Source organism: Ruminococcus sp., from assembly GCF_017650195.1.
In the GTDB taxonomy this organism is placed as follows: Bacteria; Bacillota; Clostridia; order Oscillospirales; family Ruminococcaceae; genus Ruminococcus.
The window spans coordinates 1-11,849 of sequence record NZ_JAGCFH010000084.1 but is presented as its reverse complement, the minus strand read 5'-3'; the positions used below and the strand labels follow the sequence as shown (position 1 = coordinate 11,849).

The 11,849-nt window shown below is 42.2% G+C and carries 11 protein-coding genes; 1 reads left to right on the top strand and 10 read right to left on the bottom strand.

The genetic code is table 11. The features are described from left to right. The 10 genes from J6U00_RS03450 to J6U00_RS03405 form a co-directional block, all read right to left on the bottom strand. A partial coding sequence (locus J6U00_RS03450; RefSeq protein ID WP_296578910.1) for an AMP-binding protein occupies positions 1-2,519 on the bottom strand: 2,519 nt, incomplete at its 3' end. A gap of 237 nt (positions 2,520-2,756) precedes the next feature. After that, complete coding sequence (locus J6U00_RS03445) at positions 2,757-3,515, bottom strand: YdcF family protein (RefSeq protein ID WP_296578906.1); 759 nt, start codon at positions 3,513-3,515, stop codon at positions 2,757-2,759. Further along, positions 3,516-4,361: a PHP domain-containing protein gene (locus J6U00_RS03440; protein ID WP_296578901.1), complete on the bottom strand. Its 846-nt coding sequence runs from the start codon at positions 4,359-4,361 to the stop codon at positions 3,516-3,518. A gap of 211 nt (positions 4,362-4,572) precedes the next feature. Further along, positions 4,573-5,397 carry a 16S rRNA (cytidine(1402)-2'-O)-methyltransferase gene (gene rsmI, locus J6U00_RS03435; protein WP_296578898.1) on the bottom strand — a complete coding sequence of 275 codons (825 nt, stop codon included), beginning with the start codon at positions 5,395-5,397 and terminating at the stop codon, positions 4,573-4,575. Next, positions 5,394-6,116: a methyltransferase gene (locus J6U00_RS03430; protein WP_296578893.1), complete on the bottom strand. Its 723-nt coding sequence runs from the start codon at positions 6,114-6,116 to the stop codon at positions 5,394-5,396. The genes rsmI and J6U00_RS03430 overlap by 4 nt, the downstream gene beginning before the upstream one ends. Before the next feature lie 12 nt (positions 6,117-6,128). Then, the gene (locus tag J6U00_RS03425; RefSeq protein WP_296578889.1) at positions 6,129-6,305 is read right to left on the bottom strand and encodes a hypothetical protein; all 177 of its coding nucleotides are present in this window, start codon (positions 6,303-6,305) and stop codon (positions 6,129-6,131) included. 183 nt (positions 6,306-6,488) lie between these two features. Then, positions 6,489-7,061 (bottom strand): cysteine hydrolase family protein, encoded by a 573-nt coding sequence (locus tag J6U00_RS03420; RefSeq protein ID WP_296578886.1) that lies wholly within the window; start codon positions 7,059-7,061, stop codon positions 6,489-6,491. Beyond that, the gene (gene mnmA, locus J6U00_RS03415; protein WP_296578883.1) at positions 7,058-8,134 is read right to left on the bottom strand and encodes a tRNA 2-thiouridine(34) synthase MnmA; all 1,077 of its coding nucleotides are present in this window, start codon (positions 8,132-8,134) and stop codon (positions 7,058-7,060) included. Before mnmA ends, J6U00_RS03420 begins: the two co-directional genes overlap by 4 nt. A 41-nt stretch (positions 8,135-8,175) precedes the next feature. Continuing rightward, entirely contained in the window at positions 8,176-8,823 is a 648-nt protein-coding gene (locus tag J6U00_RS03410; protein WP_296578878.1) for an HAD family phosphatase, read from the bottom strand. A gap of 60 nt (positions 8,824-8,883) precedes the next feature. Beyond that, a complete protein-coding gene (locus tag J6U00_RS03405) occupies positions 8,884-10,077 on the bottom strand; it encodes a nucleotidyltransferase family protein (protein WP_296578874.1) in 1,194 nt (397 codons plus the stop codon). A 257-nt stretch (positions 10,078-10,334) separates the two neighbouring features. On the opposite strand from J6U00_RS03405, the gene J6U00_RS03400 reads away from it, so the two are divergent. Next, positions 10,335-11,534 carry an acetate kinase gene (locus J6U00_RS03400; RefSeq protein ID WP_296578870.1) on the top strand — a complete coding sequence of 400 codons (1,200 nt, stop codon included), beginning with the start codon at positions 10,335-10,337 and terminating at the stop codon, positions 11,532-11,534. Positions 11,535-11,849 lie beyond the last annotated feature (315 nt).

Sequence of the window (11,849 nt, the reverse complement as noted above, 5' to 3'; positions counted from 1 at the left end):
ACAATACTGTCAGCCTTATGAAGCTTAAGTTTTTCAACAGCCTGTTCTCTCATTTTATACTTGAGTATCTTTCCGGCAGCATTCATCGGGAAGCCGTCTACGAAATCAACGTACCTCGGGCACTTATGCTTTGCCATTCTTGCAAGGCAGAAGTCCTTGATCTCCTGTTCAGTAGCTGTTTCTCCGTCCTGGAGAACAATGCACGCCATGATCTCTTCGCCGTAGTCTTCATCAGGTACGCCGATTACCTGTACATCCTTTACCTTCGGATAGGTGTAGAGGAAGTCTTCGATCTCCTTTGGATAAATATTCTCTCCTCCGCGTATTATCATATCCTTGATACGGCCGGTGATCTTGAAGTATCCGTCTTCGGAGCGGCGTCTTGCAAGGTCACCTGTGTGGAGCCAGCCCTCGCTGTCAATAGCGGCAGCTGTTGCTTCGGGCATCTTGTAGTAACCCTTCATTATATTGTAGCCTCTTGCAACAAATTCGCCGTCTACATCATCAGGTACTTCCTGATTTGTCTCAGGGTCAACTATCTTGCATTCAACTCCGAAAATCGGTCCGCCGACAGTGTTTACTCGCTGTTCCAGTGTGTCGGTAGTCTTGCTCATAGTTGTTGCGGGAGAAGCCTCAGTCTGACCGTAAGTTATGCATATCTCGCTCATATGCATCTTCTCGACTACTTCTTCCATTGTTTTGATAGGACATGGTGATCCTGCCATGATTCCTGTTCTCATGTAAGAGAAGTCTGTCTTCTCAAAGTCCTCATGTCCGAGCATAGCAATGAACATGGTGGGAACGCCGTGGAAACAGGTTATTCTTTCCTTGTTTATACAAGCAAGTCCCTTTCTCGGTGAGAAACGTGTTATTGGAGACATCGTTGTACCGTGAGTCATGGAAGCTGTCATAGCCAGTACCATGCCGAAGCAGTGGAACATCGGAACCTGTATCATCATGCGGTCAGCTGTGGAGAGATCCATACAGTCTCCGATAGCCTTACCATTGTTTACTACGTTATAGTGAGTGAGCATAACACCCTTCGGGAAGCCTGTGGTTCCGGAAGTGTACTGCATATTACATACATCGTGGATATCTATAGTCTTTCTTACGCGCTCTACCTCACTGTAAGGAACGTTCTTTGACTGCTCAACGGCTTCTTCCCATGTGTAACAGCCTCTGTTCTTTGAGTCAACTGTTATAACATTTTTAAGATAAGGCAGTCTTGCTGAACTGAGTTTGCCGGGCTCACATTTATCAAGCTCCGGACAGAGCTCCTTTATGATATCGACATAATTGATATTCTTTATGCCATCTATCATTACAAGAGTCATTGTATCAGACTGCCTGAGAAGATACTCAGCCTCGTGGATACGGTATTCGGTATTCATTGTAACAAGTACCGCACCTATCTTGGTAGTTGCCCAGAATGTGATATACCACTGAGGAACATTAGTTGCCCAGATAGCGACGTGATCGCCTTTCTTTACGCCCATTGAGAGCAATGCGCGGGCAAATGTGTCCACATCATCACGGAACTCGGGGTATGTTCTTGTATAGTCAAGTTCAGTATAACGGAACGCATACTGATTCGGGAACTGCTCACATATACGGTCAAGAATATCAGGGAAGGTATAGTTGAGTATCTTTTCCTTAGGCCATGGATACTGACCGTCTCCCCTCATATTTGTCTGTAATGGATGCTTGTGTGACTTCTTGTAAGGAGCCATGTACTCGGCGAACTGAGGTATAACGATTCCTGCATCGCTTAAATCCCTTGCCCAGCGCTTGACCCACTCAAGAGATATATAACCATTATAGTTGATAGTATCAAGGGCTTCGATCATTGCTTTTACAGGAATATCACCAGTTCCCATGATACGGTATTCAACTGTACCGTCTTCGCGCATCACGCTGTCCTTGACCTGTATGTACTTTATATACTCACCCAGATTGGCAACTGTAGTCTCGGGAGCTTCATTGTTATATCGGTATGGATGGTGCATATCCCAGAGTGCTGCGACTTTTCTGCTCTTAACACTGTCAAGCACCTTTGCAAGACGGGCAGTATCAGAGTAAACGCCGTTTGTTTCAACAAGAAGAGTTACATTATACTCTTCAGCAACAGGAACAAGCTTTTTTAGTGCTTCAACGATATATTCATCGTCTACTTCATCCGCAGGGTCGGGATTAAGGTCTGCAAGTATCCTTATATATGAAGCACCAAGCTTGCTTGCAAGCTGAGCATATGCTCTGATCTCGTTTTCAGCCTCTTGATATTTATCCTTGAACTTAAGACAGGCTCCTGAAGATAGACAAGGTATCTCAAGACCAAGAGACTGTAGCTTAGCAATAGTGGCAGGTAGCTGTGCCTCAGTAAAAGGCTGGGCCTTCACAGAAAAAATCTCGTTTCCGAGTCCTCTGATCTCGATTCCGTCAAATTTGAAATCTTTTGCCATTGAATAAATATCTGTCCATGACCATTCCGGACAAGCAAGGGTTGAAAATCCGATTTTCAAAAAAACCATTCCTTTACATTATTGATATTGCTCTGCTGCGAAACATCAGTCTCTACCTACAATTCTTCAGCTGTATACTCTGTTTCGTCATAACTTGAAAATATGATATAAATTTCTGCCTGCATCCTTGTATTTAAGCGTCAGGAATTATCTTGTTATACAAACAAAAGACTTGGAAACCATGTACTTCCTGTTAGGTATATGTCTTATCACCCAACACACTTAACCTTCTCCTAATCAGAAGAGTTTGTAATATATTATCCCGAACCATTCTCTCACCCAGTATGTAGGCAGAAGATAAAATCTTGTATCAGCAGAGATATTATACGCCTCGATGCCATGCTTTTCAGCCAGCATATCAGCCCTGAGCTGATGGAATCCATCTGTTACTATGGTAATGGTAACGGGAAGTTTGTTATCGTCAATTATTTTTTGGGAAAAACGTAGGTTTTCTTCCGTATTTACGGATTTGTCCTCCATATATATACGATCAGACGATATACCGTTGTCAACCAGCCAGTCCCTCATGCACTGAGCCTCGCTGATAACTTCGTCCTCGCCTTTTCCACCTGAAACTACAACACTAACGTTTTCATGCTCGTTCAGATATTCATAAGCTGCTTCGAGCCTGCGCCGAAGCATAAGGCTCGGAGCTCCATTCTTGACCTGACAACCGAGAATGACCAGTGTAGTATCCTCGTTTCGCGGTCTATCGTTTGCAGCCTTTACCATAAAAACACTTATAACAATAGCAAGTACCGCAATAGCCGCTGCTAGCAGTCCTAAAACTGAAACGAGAAGCTTTCCTAATGGTTTTTCCCAGCATCTTCCGATAAGGTCACGAAATCTGTTCCAAAAAAGGATTATACAGAGAAGAATTGCAGAAAAAGCCATTCCTACGCCATTCCCTGTATTTATTATACCCTTTGTCAATGGAAAAGCAAAAATAAGTAATAATCCCGCACAGGCAAGGCCAGATATAAGTCTTGCAGTCATTTACGCTTCTTTACTCCTTGCAGCTGAAAGCTTAATAATCCTGTCAAGATTTTCCTTGGTGGTTGTCTCACTTCCGAGATGAGTCGGGACCTTATTGTATAGTCCGTGGAAGTCAGAGCCTCCTGTTTCAATAAGCTCATACCTTGAAGCAATAGCTTTTAGCTCCTTCCGGCACTTTTCATCAGCCGAAAAATGACCTATCTCAACACCATCGATCTTGCCCTTCTTTGCAAGCTCCTCAAGTAGCTCAATATTGTCGTACTGTGCAGGGTGAGCCATAACAGCCACTCCTCTTGCTGTATGTATAAGATCGACAACGAAATTGACGTCAGGATACTCTCTTTCAACATAGCACGAACCGTTCTGAGGGTTGAAAAGTTCGCGATCAAGATCACCATAGAATTCAAGAGCATAGCCGTAGTCGATAAGCGCACGCATAATATGCTGCTTGAAAATACTCTTTGAAGCAGTTGTACGCTTTAGTATACTTTCTTGTGTTATGGGGAATTTTTCCATAACCTTGTCTATCATTTCCTTTGAACATTCTTTTCTGATTTCACAGGACTTGAGACACAATCCTTCCAGTCTGTTCGGTTTTGACGGCGCATAGCAAAGAATATGCACCTTGCTGTTTCTTTCCTTATCCCACGCTGAAAGCTCTACGCCGTGAAGCATCTTTATCCCTGCGCGTTCTCCTAGAACGTCAGCTCTGGAAAAAGAAGCCATAGTGTCATGATCGGTTATAGACAGCCAATCAATATTCATCCGCTTTGCCTGAGCAATAACATCTTCAATGCCAAGCGAGCCGTCGGAAAGCGTGGTGTGACAGTGCAGATCGCAAATCATACAGTACCTTCTTTCACCGCATTATATGCGGCATGATATTAATGTAATAATATTTTTCAGTCGCTTCTAAAGAACATATTAACGTTCATTATAAAAACAGTAATAATAACGCTAATAATTATATCACAAATTCTTTATAATTTCAAGCGTTTTCACTAATTTTTACATTTTTATCATATTTTTTTAAATAAGTATACCCAAACCCCACCTATTACTGAAGTTTTGAGTACAGATCACTTTTTCTGAAACCTGACTCTTTTGCAACAGCCTTGCAAGCGTCTGTAGGGCGCTCTCCCATTTCTATCAGCTTATTTACCTGCTCCACAGCCTGTTCTAAAGTAATTCTGCCTTCGAGGTTATCGCGAGCGCCTTCAAGAACAAGAACAAATTCGCCCTTTGGCTCATTCGAAACATAATACTCAACTGCTTCAGCAAGTGTTAGTCTAAGCACCTCTTCATGGATCTTTGTAAGCTCACGGCAAAGTGATATTCTACGTTCTCCGCCGAAATAGTCAGCAAGATCTGAAAGAGTAGCTTTTAGCTTATGAGGTGCCTCATAAAAAACCATTACTGCCGTTTCGTTTCTGAGCTTTTCAAGCCGCTCCACCCTTTCTTTTTTTTGAACAGGCAGAAAGCCTTCAAAAGTAAAACGCCTAGTACTAAGCCCTGAAACCGCAACAGCCGATACGACGGCACTCGGTCCCGGAACTACTCTTACATCTATACTATTCTCGGCACATAGCTTTACAAGCACCTCTCCTGGATCGGATATACATGGCATGCCAGCATCGGCAACTATCCCGCAGCTCTCCCCTGCAAGCAGCCTATCAATTATACGCTGAGCGTCAGCTTTCGAGCTGTGCTCATGAAAACTGACAAGCTGCTTCTTTATTTCGAAATGATTCAACAGCTTAAGTGTCACACGAGTATCCTCTGCACATATAAAATCTACAGCCGCAATCGTATCAAGCTGTCTTAGTGTTATATCCTCGAGATTACCTATAGGCGTGCCTATAACATAAAATGTACCGCTCATATCGTCTCCTTTCCAGTATCGTATATCTTTTTTAGTTCCTCGGAAAAACCATTTTCACTCCTGATATATAACTGCGGCTCCACCTTCATAAAAGGCTTTGAGCCTTTTTTTCCCTCTATCATAAAGAGCCACGGTGCTTCGTCCGCATTTTTTGATACAAAACGGAGCCTTTTAGGTTCGATATCATGATTTTTCATTGCAAAGACAACATCGCTGAGGCGTTCAGGGCGGTTGCAAACGCAAAGTCTTCCACCGAATTTCAGCAGCTTCTGTGCTGCTGCGCATACGTCGTCTATAGTGCATAATATCTCGTGTCTTGCTATTTTTTGAGCTGTTATGACACTCTGAAAGCCTGCGTTGTTCACCTTATAAGGTGGATTGCAGGTCACAAGATCAAGCTGCCCGAGAGGCGCTCCCTCCCACAGCTTCTTAAGATCGGCGCACAAAGGAACAATCCCCGTAGTCTCGCTCTTTTCAATTCCGAGACGCAGCTGTTCTATGGCGCCCTCTTGTATATCAACTGCATAAGTTATCTGCGGCGGCATTTTCTTCTGCATTATGAGAGGTATAATACCGCAGCCCGTACCAAGATCACAAACCTTGTCTTTTGCGCGGTACTGTGAAAAATCCGCGAGAAGAAAGGCGTCAGTACCAAAACGATGGTCGCTGCTAGCACAGACATATATCTTGTCGGTTAGTTTTTCATATTTGTATTCCATTTCATTTTCCTTTTAGTTTATCTGCATCAAGATACAAACTGTCTTCCGATATGAATTCATTATTAAACAACGGAAATCAAGAGAAATGTATCTTCCGAATCTCTGCCATACTTCAACGTCATCTGTAAGATATTCAAGCGTTGTTGCTTCTGCAGCGTTTACAACAGTTTCATCGCCTTTATTCCACATTTCTTCAACCGCCTCAGAGTAAAACTTTACCACATTAGGGCTGGAATCCGCTTAAATCATTTCAGCAAGAAATCTGTCTATAATATCTCCTATAAAACACGGAACAAAACTCTTCGATAAATTTCAATATCATTCAGCTATTAGAAAGTTTTTCTGCAAGCATTTTCGCACACTCAAGTATATTCATTTTCTCAAGTTAATATTTACTGTCTTATCGCGCTCAACAACATTAATAAGTTCAACAGCTGTTCTAATGTCAACACACCGACCATATCTGTTTTTCCAGATAAAGTCGTTATAATAATGATATGTCTGCTCAGCAGTCATATATTTATTGTCAAATGTCGAATTACAGTATTCGGGTATGATTATTTCAAACCCATGCTCAAAACCACATTTTACAGCCGCATCTATGCAGTAATCAGTCTGTAAGCCAGTAATAATAAGCCTTTTCACAGCCTTTGAACGAAGATACTCAAGGAGTCCGGATTTGAGAAAAGGACTGTTTACGTTTTTGTCGAAAACTTTTTCTCCAAATTGCGGAATAAATCCGCTATAGATTTCAAAGCCTTCTTTGCCTTTTGAAAGAGGCTTTCCCTCTCCGTCATTGTGTCGAACATATATCACTTCTGTACATTGTTTCCTCGCTTCGTCTATAAGCGTACATACATTTGAACGGAATCTGTCAAAAGCATAAAGCTTTTCATTAGTTATAAGCTGCTGCGCGTCAATGACCAGCAGGGCGGTTCCCTTCATTTTATTGTTCCTCCACCAACTACAATATCTCCGTCGTAAAGTACGACCGCCTGACCGCTAGTAACAGCTCTCTGAGGATTGTCAAATTCTACCATATACTTGCCTTCACCAAGATATGTAACCACAGCAGGTTGTTCGTGCTGACTGTAGCGAGTCTTTGCAGTTACTCGCAAAGGCTTATCAAGCTTTTCAACTGAAATAAGATTGAAATCATCGGCTATGAGGCTTTGGGTGTAAAGGTCAGCTTCTTCTCCGATAGTTACAGTATTTGCAGAAATATCTTTTTTCACTACATAAACAGGATGACCGAGAGCTATTCCAAGCCCTTTCCGCTGACCTATTGTATAATTGATGATTCCCTTATGCTCTCCAAGAACATTTCCATCCATATCAACAAAATGTCCGCAGGGCGTATCACAGCCTGTGAACCTATGTATAAACGCCGCATAGTCGCCGTTAGGCACAAAGCAAATATCCTGACTGTCAGGCTTATGCGAATTTATAAGTCCAGCAGACTCTGCAAGCTCTCTTACCTGAGACTTTTCAAGTCCTCCTAGAGGAAACAAAGTATGTGCCAGCTGCTCTTGTTTCAGCGCATACAAGACGTATGTCTGATCCTTGCTACGGTCAGTAGGACGTTTCAGGAGATAACGTCCTCTCTCCTCGTCATATTCGTTTACTGCATAGTGCCCTGTAGCAATATAATTATACCCGAGCTCCTGCGCTCTATGAAGCATCTTATCGAATTTAACATGACGATTGCATTCTATACACGGATTAGGCGTCCTTCCACAAAGATAGCTCTCAGCAAATTGCTTCATAACATATTCCCGAAAGTTGTCCCGGAAGTTGAAAACAAGATGCTCAAAGCCGAGACGGTACGCCACGCTTCTTGCGTCCTCAACATCAGAAAGCGCACAACAGGTCTTTCCTTCTTTTTTTGCTTCAGAAATATCTTCATCAGAAAAGAGCTTAAGAGTGACACCCATTACCTCATAGCCGCTGTCTCGCAGCAGCATGGCAGCAACTGAGCTATCAACTCCGCCGCTCATTCCAACCATAACCTTTTTCATTGATAAGCTCCTTCAGATAACAGCAAAAGCAATTTTATATATTAAACTATTTTTATTATCTCGTCAAGAGAATTTACATAATAGTCCGAAATCTCGATTATACGACTTCTGTCACTTTCAGCCACTGGATCGTAAACTCCGCAGGAGGTAAAACCGGCAGCCTTTGCCGTTTCGATGCAGTGAAGTGAATCCTCTACTACAAGTACCTCTTCCGGAGATGCTCCGAATCGCTCGGCTCCTCCCATAAAAATATCCGGAAAATTTTTTCCTGCCGGATATTCAACGTCAGTGAGAAGGAAACTAAATCGCTCAAAAACCCTACAGCGCTTAAGTGCAGCCTCGGCAAGGCTTTTATATGTAGCTGTGGCTATACCGTACTTGATATCACGGCTATCAAGATAATCCAACAGCTCATTTACATGTGGCTTTAAGGGTATCTGCTCCTCATATCGCTGTCTTACCATATCCTCAATGCGCTTGATAACATATTCTTTCGTGCAATCAAGACCGAAACGATCTATAAAATACTGTGACGACTCATCAACAGTCATTTTCTTTACAACATCCGATACCTCTGGAGGAGGATCAGAAACACCGTTTTCAATTAGAAATTCACGGTCAATACTGCTCCATACAGTCATCGAATCAAGTAGCGTACCGTCAAGATCAAATATAACTCCCTTTATCACTTTACTCTCCGTTCTATATATTGAAAGAATTCAGACTCAGCCGACCAAGCAAAGCCTTTTCTATTCCATATCAATCATTATTTTTGCGCGGTAATCCTTTTCCGCAGATGTAACTGTCTCAAGTGCAAGCCCATATATATCCGAGGCTCTTATCTCAAGCTCCGCAAACCGCTCCGCTACATCGCTGAGCTGTGAAAGCTTTGCTATTGAAGAAGCAAAAGGGATATTCGCCTTGCCCTTAGCTTTGGCAAGTATCTCTCTTCCACGTTCATTGAAGGCAAGTATTCTACCGTAAGGTGGGAGCTGATCCATATCCGCCTTGGTTATCCCTATAAGGATAGCAAGCATTATACGTCTTATTCTTGCCATTGTGTACCTTTTTGTCTTTACTGTAAACAACAATTCATCTATCGAGCCAGCCATTCTTGCACCGAATATCCTGTGCTCAAGTCCCTGCCCAACGTCGCATATCCGCTCTATCTCTTCAGGAGTACTGCTTCTCAGCTTATAGAGTATGACTCTTTCAAGGCGGCTTAAAGAAGCAATTTCACCTTTGGAGGCAGCATTTCTTATCGCCTCAGCCCACTCTGCGTTAGTAAATTCGTCGACAGGAACATCTTGTTCTATCATTTCCCGAAGATTTGACGCACTTGCAAAACCATTATCTATTTCTAGATCATCATGGCGTACGTTTTTTCGCTTAACTGTAAACGGCTTCATATCTGAACCGAATCTTTTGAGAGCTCTCAGATATTCTACAGCAAGTGTATTATTAGGCTCAGCTATAATCGAAGCTGATTCCGTATCATAGCCGTTAACAACGGAATTAAGGGCTCTAGGATATGTATATCCCTTTTCCATTATGCTCTTTATTTCTTCAGAATGAGTTATAGCCGCTATATCTACAGTTTCCATTGCCTTAATAAGCTTTTGTGCGTCACCGCACTCGCTCCCGAAGGATATCTCGTCAACAGCTCCGAGCGAATCAAGAAGATATACCGCTCCTGCTGCAAACACCTCTGCCGGAGCAAGACAGTATTGTACAGGAAGCTCTATAACAAGATCCGCACCAGAGCGTACCGCAAGACGAGCTCTTTCGAGCTTGTCCATGACCGCAACGTCTCCTCGTTGTACAAAATTACCGCTCATGACCACAGCTATATGAGTTGCGCCGTTTTCTCTTGTTTTGCGTATATGATAAAGATGCCCATTATGGAAAGGATTGTACTCGCAAACAATTCCGCTGACTTTCATTTTACTATCTCTCCTGTCAAATTTCAATGATTTCTGCTAAAATTTTATTTACTCTACATATTATTTATAGTTTTTAACTCTGTTTTGGTCGTTTTGCAAAACAAATAACCTATTTTTGCTGCCTGACAGTAATAAAAAACCGTATTTTATATACTGTTTTTGACCTTTAGAGACTCTTTTCAAAAAAAATACTTGCAATTTTTCAAAAATAGTATATAATTATATATGCAATATTTTTTTGAAAGGAATATTAATATATGATCATCTTAGTTGTTAATGCAGGAAGCTCTTCCCTCAAGTATCAACTCATCGACATGAGCGATGAGAGCGTTATCGCAAAGGGTAACTGTGACCGTATCGGTATCGACGGACATATCAACCACAAGACTGCTGATGGCAGAGTTCTTGATGAGGACTGCTCCTTCCCCACACATACAGAAGCTTTCATGAAGCTTGTTGACTGCCTTACAAAGGGCGATGCAAAGGTTATCGACAGTATGGACGAAATTTCTGCTGTTGGTCACAGAATAGTACAGGGTGCAGACGTTTTCGACAAGTCTGTACTCGTAACAGATGAAATTATTGATAAGATAGACGAGCTCCGCGAGCTTGCTCCCGTTCATAATCATGCTCACGCTCTCGCTCTCAGAGCCTGCAAGAGTGTTATCCCTGCAAACGTTCCTCAAGTAGTTGTATTTGATACAGCCTTTCATCAGACAATGCCTCCTAAGGCTTATATGTTTGGTCTTCCTTACGAGGACTATGAGAAGCTTCACGTAAGAAAATACGGCTTCCACGGCACATCACACAGATTTGTTTCCAAGGCTCTTGCAGACGCAATGGGCAGAGATGTCAAGGATCTCAAGATCGTTTCATGTCATCTTGGCAACGGTTCTTCAATAACTGCTGTTGACGGCGGAAAGTCTGTAGACACATCTATGGGCTTTACACCTCTTGATGGCGTTGTAATGGGAACAAGAACAGGTTCTGTAGACCCTTCAGCTGTTACTTTTGTAGCTGATAAGCATGGCTTTACACCTTCACAGATGAGTGAGTACATGAACAAGAAGTCTGGTTTCCTCGGTATTTCCGGTGTCGGCTCAGATAACCGCGACATTCAGGAAGCTGCAAATAACGGTAATCAAAAGGCTCAGCTTGTTTCTGATATGCTTGCTTATGAAATACAGAAGTATATTGGTGCTTATACTGCAGCAATGAACGGTATAGACGCTGTTCTATTCACAGGCGGTATCGGTGAGAATTCATGGGAGGTAAGAGAGCAAGTATGCCAGAATATGGATTATTTCGGCATAAAGATAGACGAAGCTCTCAACCGCACTATAAGAGGCAAGCTCACCAAGATCTCGACACCTGATTCAAAGATCGAAGTATGGATCGTTCCTACAAACGAAGAGCTCCTTATAGCAAGAGATACACTTGCTCTCATTTCCAAGTAATTATAGCATATTAAAACAAAAATATCAACCCTTATACCGAAAGTACGTTGATTTAAAGTGCTTTAAGCGTACAGTAAGGAAAATCGTTAAATTCACTATCAACTTTAATAGTATAAAAAGCTGCAACAGCGGCACGGAGCTTTTTCCGTGCCGCTGTTTTTATATTTATAATATTGCATCTACAGTTAACCCGTTAGCAACTGAACAATCAAGACCATAACGCGATACATTATCAAGCTTCAAGGACTTGAATTCCTCTGCTGTTACGTATATTACAAGACGTTTAAGATCTGTCATATATTCGTATCTGATGTT

Coding starts and splice junctions, on each gene's coding strand:
- J6U00_RS03430 (WP_296578893.1), bottom strand. CDS start 6,116: ATGGAATACAAATATGAAAAACTAACCGACAAGATATATGTCTGTGCT.
- J6U00_RS03440 (WP_296578901.1), bottom strand. CDS start 4,361: ATGATTTGCGATCTGCACTGTCACACCACGCTTTCCGACGGCTCGCTT.
- rsmI (WP_296578898.1), bottom strand. CDS start 5,397: ATGAGCGGTACATTTTATGTTATAGGCACGCCTATAGGTAATCTCGAG.
- J6U00_RS03400 (WP_296578870.1), top strand. CDS start 10,335: ATGATCATCTTAGTTGTTAATGCAGGAAGCTCTTCCCTCAAGTATCAA.
- J6U00_RS03405 (WP_296578874.1), bottom strand. CDS start 10,077: ATGAAAGTCAGCGGAATTGTTTGCGAGTACAATCCTTTCCATAATGGG.
- mnmA (WP_296578883.1), bottom strand. CDS start 8,134: ATGAAAAAGGTTATGGTTGGAATGAGCGGCGGAGTTGATAGCTCAGTT.
- J6U00_RS03420 (WP_296578886.1), bottom strand. CDS start 7,061: ATGAAGGGAACCGCCCTGCTGGTCATTGACGCGCAGCAGCTTATAACT.
- J6U00_RS03425 (WP_296578889.1), bottom strand. CDS start 6,305: ATGTGGAATAAAGGCGATGAAACTGTTGTAAACGCTGCAGAAGCAACA.
- J6U00_RS03445 (WP_296578906.1), bottom strand. CDS start 3,515: ATGACTGCAAGACTTATATCTGGCCTTGCCTGTGCGGGATTATTACTT.